Origin of the sequence: Xanthomonas euroxanthea, assembly GCF_900476395.1 — a bacterium.
Taxonomy (GTDB): Bacteria; Pseudomonadota; Gammaproteobacteria; order Xanthomonadales; family Xanthomonadaceae; genus Xanthomonas; species Xanthomonas euroxanthea.
Window position 1 is genome coordinate 404,536 of record NZ_UIHB01000005.1, and the last position, 17,033, is coordinate 421,568.

Genomic DNA, 17,033 nt, shown 5'->3' on the forward strand with positions numbered 1-17,033 from the left:
GCACGGAGCCGGCAGGCGCAAAGCAGCATAGTGTGCGCCCTCAGGCCCCCCGCTGTCGAAATTTCCGTGACAGTCCGTTCAGCTTGTGAGGATTCGCCCGCTGCGGCGAATCATCTCCTCGACCCTTGTCATCCACCCACCCCGGCCGGAGCCATGTCCCTGGAAACAGACCTGCACACCCGCTTCAACGCGTTGCTGCAGCAGCACCGCGGCATCGTCCTGAAGGTCGCGGCCAGCTATTGCTGGAACCCGGACGACCGCGCCGAGCTGGCGCAAGACATCACCGTGCAGTTATGGCGCGCGTTCCCCGGCTATGACGCCGGCCGGCGCTTTTCCACCTGGATGTATCGCATTGCCTTGAACGTTGCGATCAGCGATCTGCGCGGTCGCAGCCGCGCGCCGCAGGACCCGCTCCCGCTGGAGGCGGTGGCCGACAGCATCGCCGATCCGCTGGCGCGCGACCCGGCACACGCGCAGCAGGTCGCCGCGCTCCACGGCTTCATCGCCCACCTGCCGCCGCTGGAACGCGCCTTGATGCTGCTGTACCTGGACGCGCACAGCTACCGCGAGATCGGCGAGGTGCTCGGCATCAGCGAGACCAATGTCGCCACGAAACTCAGCCGCCTCAAGGCGCGCATCCGCGCCGAACTCTGACCACCCACTTCGCCCAAGGAACATTCGATGGAACTCGACGACATGCAACGCGCCTGGCACGCGATGGAACACCGCCTGGATCAGCACGGCACGCAGATCGGTCACATCATCGGCCAGGTGCGTGGCCATGCGGCGCGCACCAGCCTGCGCCCGCTGTGGGTGAGCCAGTCCGCGCAATTGCTGTGCGCGGTGGCGCTGCACGTCGTGATCGCGCGCAGCTGGCTTGCCCATACCGATCAGGTTGCGGCGATCATCGGCGGCGTGCTGCTGCAGTTGTGGAGCATTGCGCTGGCGATCTCCGCACTACGGCAGCTGCAGCTGCTGGCGCAACTGGACTTTGCCGGACCGCTGCTGCCGACGCAGCGCGCGCTCGCGCAGTTGCGGCGCTGGCGCACGCGGGTGGCCCCGTGGCTGGGCGTGGCGTTCTGGGTGCTGTGGGTGGCCGTGGCCGACGCCGGCTGGCGCGCACTGACCGGTCTGACCCTGCCGCACGACTGGCTGCTGCTCAATCTGCTGGTGGGCGTGCTCGGCGGCATCGGCACCTGGCTCGGCTATCGACGGCTGCAGCGCAAACGCCATCCGTGGCTGGAGCGCATCGACAACGCGCATGCCGGGCCCGGCGTCGTGCGCGCCGAAAGCATGCTGGACGAGATTGCACGCTTTCGACGCGAATAAGCTTGCCGACGCCGCACCGCGACGCCGGCGTAGCGCTGCTGCACCGACTCCACCTGCCGGGGCTGCGTTCGGCATGGTGGTGTTGCCGGCTGCGACAGGCGGATAATCGCCGTCTTCCTGTCACCGAGCGCACCATGCAATTTCTGGAATTCGACCTGGACGGCGAGTACATCGAACTCAACCAGTTGCTCAAGCTGGCCGGTATTGCCGACAGCGGTGGCCAGGGCAAGGCGATCGTCGCCAGCGGCGCGGTCAGCGTCGATGGCGTGCAGGAACTGCGCAAGACCGCCAAGATCCGCCCCGGCCAGTGCGTGCAACTGGACGATGTGGAGATCCGCGTGCTGGCGCTGGACCCCGATGCGGAGCCGGCAGAATGAGCGTGGTGCAGGTCGGCTGGCGCAACAACGCGCCCTCGGCGGACGATCCGGACCACGATGTCTACATCTTTTCGATCGACGTCGAGTCGGACACGCCGTTCTGGTTCGAGCAGTCGATCCGTGGCGGTCACGCCGAGCGCGGCGGTTGCAGCATGCTGGCCTTGCACGAACTGGAAGGCTGGCCCGGCGGCTGGCGCGCAGACGTGACCAAGGCCGGCTGCGCCTGGGTGATTCCACTGCTGGAAGACGCCTTGCGCAGCGGCGATGCGCGCACCGCGATCGATGCGATTCTTGCGCGGGTCGATGCGCCGGCCTGATGGCTGCGTCCTGATGGCCGCGTCCTGACTGCGGCGCGCCTGATGACAGCACTGATGACAGCCGAGCTGACCGAGCCCGCCCGATTGCCACAAGAACACCTGCAAGCGAGCGGATGACCGCATTGCCCGCCCGCGCGTCGAACACCGTTGCAGGCCACTGCGCATGAGGACCACAGTGCAGCGCTGCACGCACTGCGCCTCCCCGCTCCCACTTCGATACCTCAGACGCTGCGCTGGGTCAGATGCGCCGCAATCGCCTGCTTGAACGGCGCCACCGCATGCGCCGCACGCAAGGCACCGCGTCGCAGCAGGCGGGCCGGCGCACGGTCGTCGGTGTACAGCGCGGCCAGCGCGTTGGTCGCTTCATACAGCGGCCGCGTCGCCAGCCGGTGCGCCCGCTCGTACCCCTGCAGCAGGGCCGCAGCCCCGATGTCGCGTCCGGCTGCAGCAGCGGCACGCACACGCTCGGCCAGGCGTGCCTGGCTCTGCAATCCGAAATTGAAACCATGCGCGGTGACCGGGTGCATGCCCACCGCCGCATCGCCGATCAGCGCGGCACGCTCGGCGATAAAGCATTGTGCATAGGCGGCCACCAGTGGATAGGCATGCCGGCTGCCGTCCTGCTGCATCGGCCCGAGCCGATGCTCGAACGCCTCGGTCACTGCCGCACTGAAGTCCGCCGCCTCCATCGCCAGCAAGGCCTCCACCTGTCGCGGCGGCAGGGTCAGCACCGCACCGGCGCGATTGCCCTGCAGCGGCAACAACGCCAGCGTCTTGCCGTAGCCAAACCACTCCCAGGCGGCATGCCGGTGCGGCAGCGCATGGCGCATCCGGCACACCAGCATGGTTTTGCCGAAATCACGCAGCTGCGCGCCGATGCCGAGCAGGCGCCGGGTACTGGAAAACCGGCTGTCGGCCGCCACCAGCAGGCGCGCCGACACCGTTTCCCCATCGGACAACTGCAGCACCACGCGGCCGCGCTCCTGCTGCACGGCCTGCAGCGTGCAAGAGCAGCGCATCTCCAACGCAGCTTGCGCCTGCACCGCCTGCCAGGCCGCACGACGGATCAGATGATTGGGCACCAGCCAGCCCAGATCGCCGGCACCACGCGCGGAGGCAGCGAAGGTCAATGCGAAGTGCGAATGCCCGTCCATGACACGGGCGTCGCGCAGCGGCGAGATCGCATCGGCGGGAAATTGCTGCCAGATGCCCAATTGCTCCAGCAGTGCACGCGAGGCATGAGTCAGCGCGATCTCGCGCCCGTCGAAGGCCGGCTCGGCCAGCTGCGCGCGTGGCTGCTGGTCGACCAGCATCACCGACAGGCCACTGCCGGCCAGGGAGCGCGCAAAACTCAGGCCAACCGGCCCGGCACCAATGACTGCGATATCCACCGATTGCATGCCGCGCTCCTTTACCACCGAAATCCAGAGAAGCTAACAAGACCTTGCGTGCCGTGGTCAGGTGGATGCGGTCGGTGCAGCGCAATCGGCATGTATGCGTGGCACATGCAGCATCGAGCACGCACGCCTGGCGGTGGGCGCAGCCGTCTTGGTAGCGGCTCTCAGTTTACGGCAGTGGTGCTGGCCGGACTTGATCAGGATCAAGCAGCAACCGAACAGGCGGACCACCGCAGTCGCGGGCGCGCGACTTATTGCTGCGTTTTCTCGGTCACTGTGCCACCGGCTGCGCGCACACCACCTGGCCTGCGTCACCAGCCCAGCAACGCCCGCACCAGTTTGACGATGCCCCAGAACGACACCACCCAGATTGCGCTGCGCAGGTAGGGAATCCCCGCCGCATATGCCGGCACGTACGCCACGCGCGCCCACAGGTACAGCTGCACGCCCAGCGCGGTGTCTGCACTGGTACGGCCGGCAACGCTCACTGCCAGGACGGCGGCCGCGAAGATCGGGAAGGTCTCCAGATAGTTGCGGAATGCGCGATCCAGCCGCGCCGCAATGCCGGTCAACGGCTTGGCATCGCCATCGCGGGCGCTGGCATTCCACTTGGTCCCGCGCTGAGCGGTCATGCTGGCCGAGGCGGCCAGCAGTTGCACCAGACCGAGCACCATGGCCCAGCCCAGCATCTGTAGTTCGATGGTCAGTTCCACGCGGGTCTCCCGATGCGCTGCAAGATCACTTGATCGACGCGCGCAGGCTGTACCCGGCGAGCCGCCAGGTCTTGTCCTCGTCCAGACGGAACGACACCAGCTCGCGCACCGGCTGCTGGGCCTTGGCAAAGCGGGTCGGGAAGCTGATGTTGACGTACAGGCCTTCGGGCACCTGCGCGCCGGCGGCGTATTTGACCCGCGTCACCGAGCCCTGCCCGCGTCCGACCACCGCCCCCAGGCGCGCACGTTCGGCACCGATCTGGCTCACGAAGGCATCGCGCTTGACCGCGGTCTTGGCGACGCTGGAGGCGCCATCCCACAGCGAGGCCACCTGGTTGGCATCGACCATCTGCGCCACCCGCAATGCCGCCTGGGTCATCTCGGTGTTCTGTTTGACCAGCTGCGCCTGCTGCGCCGGGTTGACCGCGGGCGCCGCCGTCGACGCAGCGGCAGCCGGACGTGCAGCGGTCTGCGGCTGTTGGGCCAGGACCAGCGAGGGAGCCAACAGCAGCGCGGCAAGCAGACGAGGACGGAACATGGGGCAGATTGACCTTGTACGGAGCGAACGAATGGGAGCCAACGCGGGCGCGTGGCGGGTGCGGCAGTTTAAGACCTGCGCTGCCTGCAGCGGTGAGCGCGCGACGATCGCAGGAGCCGGGTGTGGGCAATCCGCGCCGGCCCTGGCAACATCAGACTTCGCCGCCGGGCGGAACCGCCGCGACGCCGCGCGGCCGCCATAGCCGCCAGCTGATCCACAGCGCGCGGGCGATGGCCGCGATCAGCGCCACCAGGCTCAGCCACACTGCCAGCGTGGCCGGCCACTGCACCCGGCTGGCCGCCGCAATCACCTGCAGGAGCTCGGCCACGCCGAATCCGGCCAGCACCAGCAACGCCGATGGCAGATACGCCAGCGCAACACCTTTTGTCTTTCCGAGCATGGCGCCCCCGGCTCCGTGATATGCCGCGACCATAGGCAGCCGGCAGTGCGGTGCGCGTGAAGCTCAGCCGTCGCCCTGGGCGGGCCCCGGCGCAGGCTCGGCGGCGGTCGATGCGGCCGGCGCTGCGTCGGCCGCCGCCGCGGCGTCCGGTGCGGCGGTTACCGGCAGCGCGGCGGCATCGGTTTCGGCCAGCGGGCTTTCTTCCGGGCAGGCCGCATCGGGAAACCCGAAGCGCTGCTTCAAGGCCAGGCCGCAGGCGTTGACCGCCTCCAGATCGGCGCCCTCGCCCTTGCACTTGTGATCGAAGGCGACCAGGAACGCGTCCTTGCGGCGCACGAAGGCGTCGCCGCACTTGCGCATCTGGCGGATGCGCTCCAGATCGTCCTGCACCGCGTTGGTGCCATCCAGCCCGTACTCGCGCAGCTCGTCCATCGTCAGCAGGCGCAGGCTGCGATTGGGCACGGTCATCATCAGGTCGGCCACCGCCACCGCCACGCCGTTGCGCTCCAGATAATCCTTGACGTTGCCGTAGACCTCGCGCAACTCGCGATTGAGTTCCGCGCGCGAGGTGGCCTTGGAACTGATCCGCATCATGCGGTGGATGCCGACCTTGCCGGCCACCAGCCGGTTGTCGCCGGCGGCCAGCACGAACACGCAGGCGCTGTGGCAGATCGAGCCTTCGCGCACCCAGATGGTCCAGTTGGATTCGCCGATCACATCGCCGGCGCGGATCGCCGCTTCCACCTGCCCGCCGCTGGAATCCAGGTCCAGGATGCGATGCGGCAACTGCAATTGCCCGGCCACCGTGGCCAGCCGCCACACCAACGCTGCGAAGCCGGCGTTGATCTTGCCGGCATAGCGCACCCGCAGCAGGCCGGTATCGCGGCATGGCGCCAGCGCCGCCTCCACGCTGGCGCGGTCCAGCGCCGGCAGCAGCGTGCCGTCGCCGGCGTCGCTGCTGTAATCGGTAGCGCAACTGATCCAGGCCTTGCCCGCGTCCAGCTCCGCCTGCGGCCAGCCGGCCTCGCCCGCCTGCGCGCGTGGCCGCGGCGGCGGCGCTGCCGGCTCGGGCGTGTCCACCGACACCATGTGGTCACCATCGCCCTGCCCCGCGCCGCCCTGTTGCGTGGCGGCGGCATCGGCCGAGGTACCGGTGCGCTCACAGGCCACCAGCGCCAGCAGGCAGGAAAGGGACAGGCAGAGCAGTTTCAGCATGATGTCAGGCAACGGACCGCGACGGAGATCACCCTCAGTCTATGGCTGAACGGGCCCACCGTTTGACCCTGCCATGAACACACAGGCGCGGTGCAACCCTGTCCGAAAACGGCCAGCCGCAGCTGGAGTGAGCGCATAGACTGGCGCCATGCAGACCGCCACACCCGACCGACTCCAATGCGACCGCGCCCGCCTGGCGCGCGATGCGCGCTTCGACGGGCTGTTCTTCACGGCGGTGCGCAGCACCGGCATCTACTGCCGCCCGGTGTGCCCGGCACCGCCGCCCAAGCCGGGCAACATCAGCTATTACCCCAGCGCGGCGGCAGCCAGTGCCGCCGGCTACCGGCCGTGCCTGCGCTGCCGCCCCGAGCTGTCGCCGCAGGCGCAGCAGCACCTGGGCGAAGAGAGTGTGCAACGCGCATTGGCGATGATTGCCGACGGGGCCCTGCAGGAGCAGCCGGTGCAGACCCTGGCCGATGCGGTGGGCCTGAGCGCGCGCCAGCTGCAGCGGCAGTTCGTGCAGCAGCTCGGTGCCACCCCGATCCAGGTGCACGGCACGCGCCGGCTGCTGCTGGCCAAGCAGCTGCTGACCGAGACCGCATTGCCGGTGACCGAGGTCGCACTGGCGGCCGGCTTCAACAGCCTGCGTCGCTTCAATGCAGCCTTCCTGGAAGGCTGCGGGATGCCGCCATCGGCGCTGCGCAAGCAGCGTGCCGAGGTGCCGGGTGGTGCGTTGACCCTGCGCCTGGGCTATCGCCCGCCGCTGGACCTGCCGGCAATGCTGGCGTTTCTGCAGCGCCGCGCGATTCCCGGTATCGAGCAGGTCGACGCCAGCGGCTACCGGCGTGTGATCGGCACCCCGGGCAACGCGACGCTGATCGAGGTCAGCGCGGCGCCGCAGCGTGCGGAGTTGCTGCTGCGCATCGGCGCGACCGACCCGCGCCAGATCCCGCAGATCGTGCGGCGGGTGCGCCGGCTGTTCGATCTGGATGCAGACCTGCAGGCGGTGCACGCCACGCTGGCGGCCGAGCCGCTGCTGGCCGAGGCGATCGCGCGCCGCCCCGGCCTGCGCGTACCGGGTGGCTGGGACGGCTTCGAAGTGGCCGTGCGCGCCGTGCTGGGCCAGCAGATCAGCGTGGCCGGCGCGGCCACGCTGGCGGCGCGGCTGGTCGATCGGCATGGCGGCCATCACGGGGAGATGCCGCCCGGCCTGGACCGCATCTTTCCGACCCCGGCACAGCTGGCCGAAGCGCCGCTGGAACAGCTCGGCCTGCCGCGTGCACGCGCCGCCACGTTGCGTGCGCTGGCATCGGCGTGTGCGCAAGGGCGGCTGCATTTCGGCGCCGGCCAGCGCCTGCCCGAATTCGTCGCCGCCTGCACGGCCTTGCCCGGCATCGGGCCGTGGACTGCGCACTACATCGCCATGCGTGCGCTCTCGCATCCGGATGCGTTTCCGGCCGGCGACCTGATCCTGCAGCAGGTGCTCGGCACCCCCGAGCGCCTGAGCGAGCGTGCCACCGAAGCGCGCTCGCAGGCCTGGCGACCCTGGCGCGCCTACGCCGTGTTGCACCTTTGGCATCTCGCTGTCGATCGCAAGGACACCTGTTCATGAGCACACTGCAGTACGACACCTTTCCCTCGCCGATCGGCGCACTCAGCGTGGCCGCCGATGCTGCCGGCGTGCACCACATCCTGTTCGCGCAGAACCGCTACGACGCGGTCGGCCGCGCGCGCTGGCAGCATGCCCCGGATGCGCCGCTGGTGCGCGAGGCGCGCGAACAATTGCTCGATTACCTGCATGGCGGGCGGCGCAGCTTCGACCTGCCGTTGGCACCGACCGGCACGCCGTTCCAGCTGCAGGTCTGGCACACGCTGGCGCAGATTCCGTTCGGGCAGACCTGGAGCTATGCGCAACTCGCGCACGCGGTGGGACGCCCGGCCGCCAGCCGCGCGGTCGGCGCCGCCAATGGACGCAATCCACTCCCGATCGTGCTGCCCTGCCATCGCGTGATCGGCGCCAATGGTGCGCTGACCGGCTTCGGCGGCGGCCTGCCGACCAAGCAGGCACTGTTGCAGCTGGAGGGCTGGTCACCGCGCCGGAGCGCGGCGGCCGACGACCTGTTCGCCGCATCCGCCACCGGCACGCGCTGACTTCGCGACGTCATTGCGAGGCCGTAAACTGGCGCGATGATCGATCGACGTCTTGTGTTTGCCGCGCTCGCACTGCTCGCGGCTTGTACCTCCCCCTCCCCTTCGCGTCACGCGCCAGCGCCCGTCGCCGCGGTGCCCGCCCCGGCGCACGCACCGCGCAACGATGCGCCGCACAGCGTGCTGCTGATCTCCATCGACGGCCTGCGCGCGGACATGCTCGATCGCGGCATCACACCGCATCTGTCGCAGCTGGCGCACGACGGCGTGCGTGCGCGCTGGATGACGCCGTCGTACCCGTCGCTGACCTTTCCCAATCACTACACGCTGGTCACCGGCCTGCGACCGGACCACCACGGCATCGTGCACAACAGCATGCGCGATGCGACGCTGGGCGGCTTCTGGTTGAGCAAGCAGGATGCGGTCGGCGATGCGCGCTGGTGGGGCGGCGAGCCGCTGTGGGTGGGCGCGGAAACGCACGGCCTGCATGCCGCGACTTGGTCGTGGCCGGGCAGCGAGGCGGCGATCGGCGGTGTGCGCCCCACGCGGTGGCGCCACTACGAAGAAGGCACCAGCCTGGACGCGCGCGTGGACGAGGTGCTGGGGTGGCTGGCCGCGTCCGGCGCCGACCGCAACCGCCTGGTCACGCTGTACTTCGAACACGTGGACGAAGCCGGCCACGACCACGGCCCGGAATCACGCCAATACGCCGACAGCGTGCGTGCGGTGGATGGCGCGATCGGCCGGCTGCTGGCCGGCATGCAGCGCGACGGCACGCGCGAGCGCACCAACATCGTCGTGGTGTCCGACCACGGCATGGCCGAGGTGCCGCCCGGGCAGGCGATCAGCGTGCAGGACATGGTGCGGCCAGATATCGCCACCGCCGTGACCGAGGGGCAGGTGATCGGCTTTGCGCCATTGCCGGGACAGCAGGCCCGCGCCGAAGCCGGCCTGCTCGGCGCGCATGCGCAGTACGACTGCTGGCGCAAGACGGCGCTGCCCGCACGCTGGCACTACGGCACCCATCCGCGCATTCCGCCGATCGTGTGCCAGATGCACGAAGGCTGGGATGCACTGTTCCCGGACAAGCTGGCCAGGCGCCCGCGCGATCAGATGCGCGGCTCGCACGGCTTCGATCCGGCGCTGCCGTCGATGCGCGCGGTGTTCCTGGCGCAGGGCCCGGATCTGGCGCAGGGCAAGACCTTGCCGGGGTTCGACAACGTCGATGTGTATGCGCTGATGACACGGTTGCTGGGCATTCCTGCCGCGCCCAACGATGGCAATCCCGCCACGCTGCTGCCGGCCTTGCGCGTGCCGCCGGCCGATACGCGCTGAGTGACGCGTCGCGGCGGCGCTGCGTGGATGCGACAATGGCGCCATGTCTGCTCCTGATCCCTCGCCGCGCCGGCTTCGGCTGCGGCCGTTGTTGTCCAGCGAAGGCTGGCGTCGCCGCGCCGCACTGTGGGGTGGCGCCATTGCAGTGGCACTGGTGGCGATCGTGTTCGCCAAGGCCAGCGACGCCGCCTTCCAGGTGTTCCAGCGCATCACCGCGCATTCGATCTGGTGGGCGCTGCTGCTGACGCCGGGCATCTTCGCCCTGCTGGCCTGGCTCACCTCCGGCGCGATGCGGCCTACGCGTGGCAGCGGCATTCCGCAGGTCATCGCGGCGCTGGAATATGACGACGCGGCATTCCGCCAGAGCAATCTGTCGCTGCGGGTGTCGATCGGCAAGCTTGCCCTGACCACCTTGTCGCTGCTCGGTGGCGCCTCGGTCGGCCGCGAAGGCCCCACCGTGCATGTCGGCGCCAGCCTGATGCATGTGTTCGGGCGCTGGTTCGGGTTCCATGATCCGCGCGAGCTCTCGCATTTCCTGCTGGCCGGCGGCGCTGCCGGTATCGCCGCAGCGTTCAACACGCCGCTGGCCGGGGTGGTGTTTGCGATCGAGGAATTGAGCGGGCGCTTCGAACACCGCTTCTCCGGCACCCTGCTGACCGCGGTGATCGTCGGCGGCGTGGTGTCGCTGGGCCTGCTGGGCAACTACACCTACTTCGGCAAGGTGGCGGTGGCCTTGCCGCTGGGCCAGGCCTGGCTGGCGATCGCGCTCTGCGGCTGCGTGGCCGGCCTGCTCGGCGGCATCTTCGCGCGCCTGGTGCTGGCCAGCGTCGGCGGCAAGCCACGCTGGCTGGCGGCGTTGCGCCAGCGCCATCCGGTGCTGCTGGCCGCGCTGTGCGGCGTGGCTCTGGTTGGCCTGGCGCTGGTGTTCGGGCAGGGCGCGTTCGGCACCGGCTACGAGCAGGCGCGCAGCCTGGTGCAGGGCCACGCGGTGGTCGGCCACGAATTCGGGCTGATGAAGCTGCTGGCCAACCTGGTCTCGTACCTGGCCGGCATTCCGGGCGGCCTGTTCTCGCCGGCGCTGGCGGTGGGTGCCGGCATCGGCCACAACCTGTCGGTGCTGATGCCGGGCGTGGACCCGCGCACCTTCGTGCTGCTGGGCATGTGCGCGTATCTGACCGGCGTGACCCAGGCGCCACTGACCTCGGCGGTGATCTCGCTGGAACTGACCGACACCAGCCAGATGCTGCTGCCGATCCTGGCCACCGTGCTGATTGCGCGTGCCATGTCCGGGCTGGTGTGCAGGACGCCGATCTATCGCGGCCTGGCCGAACAGTTGCTGGCGCCGACGCCGACACACCCACCGCAGGCTGCGGCAGCGCCGCACTAAACCAGCGGCGTCGATGCGGGACATAAAAAAACGCGGCGCAAGCGCCGCGTTCTGGTGTCGCGAAGCGGGCTAGGGATCAGCCGGCCTTGGCAACGGTCTTCTTGGCAACAGCCTTCTTGGCCGGCGCCTTGACCACGCCCTTCTTGGCAACCGGGGCAGCTGCACCCACGACGACCTTGCTCACCGCGTGCGAACGCGAATTGCCGTAGCTGGAATTGTAGCGCTTGCCCTTGGCGGTCTTGCGGTCACCCTTACCCATGTTCGTCGACTCCTGAATGTGAATACTGAATACAAAATCCCCGCGCTGAACACGGGTCTGGCGAGGTTTACGCCGGCGGCGCCCTCGCGCAAGGCCGGCAAGCCTACCACGTAGGCCCCTGCCCGCGCAGCCCGGGCTAGTGGACGCAGCTGGCGTCGTGGACGTGGGCGTGCCCGTGATTCAGACGCAGATTGACCAGGTGGGCGATGCCGACCAGCGCGCCGCCGAGCGTCATCACCACGGCATGCGGCAGCACCGCGTGATGCAGCGGGTCGTACAGCAGGCCGGCCCACAGCAACAACAGGCCCGGCAGCAGCAGCGCCAGCGCATGCAGCGCCTTGTGCCGGCGATAGCCCAGTACCAGGCTGAACAGGCCCAGCAGCGTCACGAACACCACGATGGCCCGTTCGACCCCGTCGCCCAGCCAGAACGACAGGCCCAGGGACGGGGCCAGGGCCAGCACCAGCGGCAGCACCGCGCAATGCACGGCGCACAGCAGCGAACCGGTCGCACCGAAGCGGTCGAGCACATGGCGAAGAGACGGTAGAGGCATGACTTCCAGCAGGGGCTCGCGGCGATGTGGAATAATATAACATCTTCCTTGTTCCAGGCCCGCACCACTGCATCGCGCAGCTGAGCGGGTCCCGCCGTCGGCGCAGTGGCCAAGCTGCGCCTTATCGTTGATATAAAGTAACAACCACAGAGTCCGGCCCGCCATGCACCCTCGCCCCGTTTTCTCGTTTCGTCGCTCCACCCTCTCGCTGGCCTTGACCAGCCTGCTGACGCCCGCCCTGGCCATGGCCGCGGACGCGCCGGCGGTTGCCGACCCGCAGACCCCGCCCAGCTCGGACACGCGCCACGACGCCACCGCTTCCAGTGGCCGCCACATCAAGGACCTGGACAAGGTCGTCGTTACCGCCAGCCCGCTGCGCGATGCGGCCGGCGAGCTGAGCCGCCCGGTCGAAGTGCTGGCCGGCGAACGCCTGGACGAAGTGCGCAGTTCCAGCCTGGGCGAAACCGTGGCCAGCCTGCCCGGCGTGCAGAGTTCCAACTTCGGCCCCGGCGTCGGCCGGCCGATCATCCGTGGCCTGGACGGCCCGCGCGTGGCGGTGCTGCGCGACGGCCTGTCCACCCAGGACGTGTCCACGGTCAGCCAGGATCACTCGCCGGCGATCGAGCCGTTCCTGGCCAACCAGATCGAAGTGCTCAAGGGTCCGTCCACGCTGCTGTACGGCTCCGGCGCGATCGGCGGCGTGGTCAACGTGGTCGACGGACGCATTGCCGAAACCCCGGTGGACGGCTTCAGCGGCCGCGCCGAAGTGCGCTTCGACGGCGGCGACAAGGACGGCAACACCGACATGTTCCGCGTCGATGCCGGCAACGGCAGCGGCCTGTCGATCCATGCCGACGGCGTGTACCGCAACCAGAACGATTACGACACCCCGCAAGGACGCCAGGCCAATTCCTGGATCGACTCCAAGGTCGGCTCGGTCGGCGCCTCGCTGTCCGGCGACTGGGGCTTCGTCGGCCTGTCGGCCTCGCGCTTCCGCGACAACTACGGCAACCCCGGCGAGCCGGGCGATCTGTCGATCGGCGAGCGCGGGGTGTCGTTGAAGCTGCAGCAGGACCGCTACGACCTCAAGGGCGGGCTGACCGATCCCTGGGGCGAAGGCAGTGCAGTGCGCTACAGCTTCGGCCACACCGATTACGCGCATACCGAATTCGAAGGCGAAGAAGTGGGCACCGTGTTCACCAAGCGCGCCAACGAAGGCCGCGTGGAGGCCTCCTTCACCTTCGGCGGCGGCTGGCAGACCGCATTCGGCCTGCAGGGCAGCGACACCACCTTCCAGGCAGTGGGCGAAGAATCCTTCGTCCCCAAGACCGACACCCGCTCGCTGGGCGTGTTCGGCGTTGCGCGCAACAGCTGGGACCGCGTCACCGCCGAAATCGGCGCGCGCGTGGACAAGGTCAAGTACACCACCGACATCGGCGTGGACCGCGACTTCACCCCGACCAGCTTCTCGGCCAGCGGCGGTTTCCGCTTCAACGAACAGTGGCGCCTGACCGCCAACCTCGACCATGCCGAGCGCGCGCCGGCCGAGGAGGAGCTGTTCGCCAACGGCCCGCATATCGCCACCCTCGCCTACGAGATCGGCGATGCGGACCTGAAGACCGAGAAGGCCAACCAAGCCGAGCTGGGGCTGAACTTCCAGAACACCTGGGTGGATGCCAAGATCGCTGCGTACTACAACCGCTACAACGACTTCGTCTACATCGTCGATACCGGCGGCCAGTGGTTCAACGAAGAGGACAACGACTTCCTGCCGATCCGCCAGTGGACGCAGAACGATGCGGTTTTCCACGGTTTCGAGGGCGAGGCCACCTTCCATCTGGCCGACAACGACACCGGCGCGTGGGACCTGCGCGTGTTCGGCGACACCGTGCGTGCACGCCTGAAGGATGGCGGCAACCTGCCGCGCATCGCCCCGGGCCGTGTCGGCGCGCAGATGCGCTGGAATGCCGATGCATGGCGCGCCTCACTCGGTGCCACCCGCACCATGAAGCAGGACAAGGTGGCAGTGAACGAAACCCCGACCGACGGCTACACGTTCGTCGATGCGCATCTGGCCTACCACGTGGACCGCGGCAGCAATGCGTGGGAAGTGTTCCTGGACGGCAACAACCTGACCAACCAGGACGCACGCGTGCACACCTCCTTCCTCAAGGACGATGTGTTGCTTCCCGGCCGCAGCGCCTCGTTCGGCGTGCGCATGTTCTTCTGACGGTACCTCTCTCCCGCCGTCATAAGCGAGGCCGCCTTCGGGCGGCCTCGTCATGTGTCAGCTTGCGCAGCCGGCTGGTGGTCGCACGGCAGAAAACAGCTGCATGTGCAGACGGTACGTGATGCGCTTGGCACCGGTTGCGATCGGGCAGGACGCCTTCTTTCCCGGTCCGTGCACCGCTGCGCAGGGCCGGCAACTGCGTTGCCTGGCTGCCGACCAGCCCGCCATCGCGGTCTGCCGCTGATGCGGCGCACAACAGCTTTTGCCCCGGCTTCCATTAGAACGGCAGCACGCACTGCATGCGCGCGTTGCCGTTCCGGCGCGCTCCTGTGCGGCACATCACCTTTCCGGCGCTCGCCCGCGTTTTGCGGGGCTTGCGTCGATCGCTGCGATTGAAGGAGAGCACGCATGACCTCGTCCCTGTCCCGCCACGCCCTGTCATTGACCATCATCGCCCTGCTCAGCCCTGTCGCCTACGCGCAAACCGCGCCTGCGGCACCGCCACAACAGGACGCCACCACGCTGGATGCGGTGATCGTCAGCGGCACCGCGCGCTTCAAGGGCCTGGCCAAGCGCGATGCCAGCTTTTCGATCACCACCGCCAGCCCGGAGCAGATCCAGCAGGCCGTCCCGCAGAGCACCGCGGACCTGTTGAAGATCGTGCCGGGCGTATGGGCCGAGCCCAGCGGTGGCGGCACCGGTGCCAACATCTTCGTGCGCGGCATGCCGTCCGAAGGCGATGCGCCGTTCGTGACCATGCAACTGGATGGCTCGCCGCTGTTTCCGCCGCCAAGCCTGTCGTTTCTGGAAAATTCCACGCTGTTCCGTGTCGACGACACGGTCGAGCGCATGGAGGTGTTGCGTGGCGGTTCCAGCCCGATCTTCTCCAACGGGCAGCCGGGGCTGACGGTCAATTTCATCCAGAAAAAAGGCCAGGACGAACCGGAAGGCAGCGTGCGCCTGACCGGCGGCAACAACGCCCTGCGCCGCATCGATGTGTTCAACAGCGGGCCGATGGGCAATGGCTGGTACTACAGCGTGGGAGGGTTCTTCCGCGAAACCGATGGCGTGCGCGACCCGCAGTTCGCCGCCGACAAGGGCGGCCAGTTCAGCGCCACGCTGAGCAAGCGCTGGGACAGCGGCGAGGTGGCGTTCTACGCGCGGCATACCGACGACAACAACGCCTTCTACACCGCCATTCCGCTGCTGTCGCGCAACAACGGCAACGACCTGTCCAGTTTCCCCGGCTTGAATGCGCAGACCGGCACCCTGCTCGGCCGCGACTTCCGCAATGTCGATCTGCTGGTCGGGCCGAACGGGCAGACCATCCAGCGCGATCTGGCCGATGGGCGCGGCGTCAACATCGATGTGTTCGGCGGCGAATTGAACTGGGAGCGCGGCGACTGGACCATCGCCGACCGCTTCAATGTGATGAGCGGCAGTGCGCCGACCTATGCCCTGTTCACCGGGGATGCGCCGCAGCGGCTGGGTGACTTCATCGCCGGCTATGGCAGCGCTGGCAGCGGCCGCTTCACCAACGGCGGCGGCGCGGTGGATCCGAACCAGCAGGTGCTGGAAGCCGGCTGGTGGTCGGTGGACAAGCGCCTGAACTCGGTCACCAACGACCTGCGCCTGAGCCGCGAACTGTTTGCCGGCAATACGCTCACCGTAGGCACGTACTACGCCAGGTATTCCTCCGCAGATACCTGGTACCTGGGCAACACCATGTTGCTCACAGCGCAGAACAACGCGCGCCGCATCGACGTGGATCTGGCTGACGGGCGCCAGGCCACGCGGCAGGGCTTCACCAGCACTGCGTTCTTCAACCTGCGCGCCAACTACGACGGCGAGAACATTGCCGCCTTCGTCGCCGACGAATGGGAAATCAATGACCAGCTGCGTCTGGACCTGGGCGCACGCTACGAGCGCCAGAGCGTCACCGGTGACGTGCACGACACCGCCACGGTGGACCTGGACGGCAACCCGGCCACGCTGTACGACAACGCCACCTCGCTGGCGCTGGCCAGCACGCGCCGCATCGACCAGGACGACGAGGCGTTCTCGTGGACGGCGGGCCTGAACTTCAAGCTCAACGACAGCAACAGCCTGTTCGCGCGCGTCAACTCGGGGGTAAAGTTTCCCGGCTTCGACAATCTGCGCGATGGCCAGAATCGCGTGCAGGACGTGGATCAGTACGAACTCGGGCTCAAGTCCGGCGCCAGCAGCTACGACCTGTATCTGACCGCGTTCTACAACACCTTCAAGAATTCGCCATTCCAGGCGTTTTTGGCCAATGGCGAGAACTTCACCACCGTTGGGGATTCGCGCGCGCGCGGCCTGGAGGTGGAAGGCGCCATCCGCCCGTTCGGCGGCTTCGAGCTGGCCGGCACCGGGGTGTGGCTGGATGCGAAATACCGCAACTACCGCGAGTTCACCGGCAACCAGGTGATGCGCCAGCCCAAGCGGCAGTTCCGCGTGACGCCCAGCTACTACTGGATGCTGCCGTTCGGCGACCTCAAGCTGTTCGCCACCTACTCCTACATCGGCGATCGCTTCGCCGACCTGGCCAACAGCCAGCGCCTGCCGTCCTACGACATGGTGGATATCGGCGCCAACCTGCATGTGGGCGAGCATTGGGAAGTGACCGCCAGCGGCAGCAACGTCACCGATACGCTGGGGCTGACCGAAGGCAATGTGCGCGTGCCCGGTGCGGCCACCGGCGGCGTGTTCATGGGCCGGCCGATCGCCGGGCGGCAATACCAGATGTCGGTGGCGTATCGCTGGTGATCCGCGCAGAAGGCGTGCACCGGTCGCTGCCCACGCCGCAACGTGCGC

Annotated in this window: 17 protein-coding genes and 1 other RNA gene; 10 read left to right on the plus strand and 8 right to left on the minus strand. The window is 68.4% G+C overall.

What is annotated here, in order from left to right:
* Positions 1-153 precede the first annotated feature (153 nt).
* The 4 genes from CPBF1521_RS15875 to CPBF1521_RS21515 all read left to right on the plus strand — a co-directional run bounded on the left by CPBF1521_RS15875 (position 154) and on the right by CPBF1521_RS21515 (position 2,023).
* Complete coding sequence (locus tag CPBF1521_RS15875; RefSeq protein ID WP_047129002.1) at positions 154-654, plus strand: RNA polymerase sigma factor; 501 nt, start codon at positions 154-156, stop codon at positions 652-654.
* 27 nt (positions 655-681) lie between these two features.
* Positions 682-1,329, plus strand: coding sequence for a hypothetical protein (locus CPBF1521_RS15880; RefSeq protein ID WP_115677591.1), 648 nt, complete (start codon positions 682-684; stop codon positions 1,327-1,329).
* Positions 1,330-1,463: 134 nt separating this feature from the next.
* Positions 1,464-1,706: an RNA-binding S4 domain-containing protein gene (locus tag CPBF1521_RS15885; protein ID WP_024939760.1), complete on the plus strand. Its 243-nt coding sequence runs from the start codon at positions 1,464-1,466 to the stop codon at positions 1,704-1,706.
* Positions 1,703-2,023, plus strand: coding sequence for a hypothetical protein (locus CPBF1521_RS21515; protein ID WP_164739141.1), 321 nt, complete (start codon positions 1,703-1,705; stop codon positions 2,021-2,023). The genes CPBF1521_RS15885 and CPBF1521_RS21515 overlap by 4 nt, the downstream gene beginning before the upstream one ends.
* A 221-nt stretch (positions 2,024-2,244) precedes the next feature.
* On the opposite strand, the gene ubiM is transcribed toward CPBF1521_RS21515, so the two are convergent.
* The 6 genes from ubiM to CPBF1521_RS15920 form a co-directional block, all read right to left on the minus strand.
* Positions 2,245-3,423, minus strand: coding sequence for a 5-demethoxyubiquinol-8 5-hydroxylase UbiM (gene ubiM / locus CPBF1521_RS15895; protein ID WP_115677592.1), 1,179 nt, complete (start codon positions 3,421-3,423; stop codon positions 2,245-2,247).
* 31 nt (positions 3,424-3,454) lie between these two features.
* Positions 3,455-3,530, minus strand: a non-coding RNA gene (locus CPBF1521_RS15900) — sX9 sRNA.
* A 201-nt stretch (positions 3,531-3,731) separates the two neighbouring features.
* Positions 3,732-4,133: an MAPEG family protein gene (locus tag CPBF1521_RS15905; protein ID WP_104581882.1), complete on the minus strand. Its 402-nt coding sequence runs from the start codon at positions 4,131-4,133 to the stop codon at positions 3,732-3,734.
* 25 nt (positions 4,134-4,158) lie between these two features.
* Positions 4,159-4,671, minus strand: a complete 513-nt coding sequence (locus CPBF1521_RS15910) for a DUF4019 domain-containing protein (protein ID WP_115677593.1) — start codon at positions 4,669-4,671, stop codon at positions 4,159-4,161.
* A gap of 151 nt (positions 4,672-4,822) precedes the next feature.
* Positions 4,823-5,071 (minus strand): hypothetical protein, encoded by a 249-nt coding sequence (locus CPBF1521_RS15915; RefSeq protein ID WP_104581880.1) that lies wholly within the window; start codon positions 5,069-5,071, stop codon positions 4,823-4,825.
* A 63-nt stretch (positions 5,072-5,134) separates the two neighbouring features.
* Positions 5,135-6,286 (minus strand): COG3904 family protein, encoded by a 1,152-nt coding sequence (locus CPBF1521_RS15920; protein ID WP_115677594.1) that lies wholly within the window; start codon positions 6,284-6,286, stop codon positions 5,135-5,137.
* Positions 6,287-6,434: 148 nt separating this feature from the next.
* Between CPBF1521_RS15920 and CPBF1521_RS15925 the strand changes: the two genes are divergently transcribed.
* The 4 genes from CPBF1521_RS15925 to CPBF1521_RS15940 are packed head-to-tail and all read left to right on the plus strand — an operon-like array spanning position 6,435 to position 11,156.
* The gene (locus CPBF1521_RS15925) at positions 6,435-7,898 is read left to right on the plus strand and encodes an AlkA N-terminal domain-containing protein (RefSeq protein WP_115677595.1); all 1,464 of its coding nucleotides are present in this window, start codon (positions 6,435-6,437) and stop codon (positions 7,896-7,898) included.
* A complete protein-coding gene (locus CPBF1521_RS15930) occupies positions 7,895-8,437 on the plus strand; it encodes a methylated-DNA--[protein]-cysteine S-methyltransferase (RefSeq protein WP_104648078.1) in 543 nt (180 codons plus the stop codon). Before CPBF1521_RS15925 ends, CPBF1521_RS15930 begins: the two co-directional genes overlap by 4 nt.
* A gap of 36 nt (positions 8,438-8,473) precedes the next feature.
* Positions 8,474-9,769 (plus strand): alkaline phosphatase family protein, encoded by a 1,296-nt coding sequence (locus CPBF1521_RS15935; protein ID WP_115677596.1) that lies wholly within the window; start codon positions 8,474-8,476, stop codon positions 9,767-9,769.
* A gap of 43 nt (positions 9,770-9,812) precedes the next feature.
* Entirely contained in the window at positions 9,813-11,156 is a 1,344-nt protein-coding gene (locus CPBF1521_RS15940) for a chloride channel protein (protein WP_115677597.1), read from the plus strand.
* Between the two features lie 76 nt (positions 11,157-11,232).
* Here the strand turns inward: CPBF1521_RS15940 and CPBF1521_RS15945 are convergent, their stop codons facing one another.
* Together CPBF1521_RS15945 and CPBF1521_RS15950 are read right to left on the minus strand one after the other, a co-directional pair.
* Complete coding sequence (locus tag CPBF1521_RS15945) at positions 11,233-11,415, minus strand: 30S ribosomal protein THX (RefSeq protein ID WP_016904806.1); 183 nt, start codon at positions 11,413-11,415, stop codon at positions 11,233-11,235.
* Between the two features lie 136 nt (positions 11,416-11,551).
* Positions 11,552-11,968 (minus strand): MerC domain-containing protein, encoded by a 417-nt coding sequence (locus CPBF1521_RS15950; RefSeq protein ID WP_104581874.1) that lies wholly within the window; start codon positions 11,966-11,968, stop codon positions 11,552-11,554.
* A 163-nt stretch (positions 11,969-12,131) separates the two neighbouring features.
* Between CPBF1521_RS15950 and CPBF1521_RS15955 the strand changes: the two genes are divergently transcribed.
* Entirely contained in the window at positions 12,132-14,198 is a 2,067-nt protein-coding gene (locus CPBF1521_RS15955) for a TonB-dependent receptor (RefSeq protein ID WP_115677598.1), read from the plus strand.
* A 408-nt stretch (positions 14,199-14,606) separates the two neighbouring features.
* The gene (locus CPBF1521_RS15960) at positions 14,607-16,985 is read left to right on the plus strand and encodes a TonB-dependent receptor (protein ID WP_115677599.1); all 2,379 of its coding nucleotides are present in this window, start codon (positions 14,607-14,609) and stop codon (positions 16,983-16,985) included.
* Positions 16,986-17,033 lie beyond the last annotated feature (48 nt).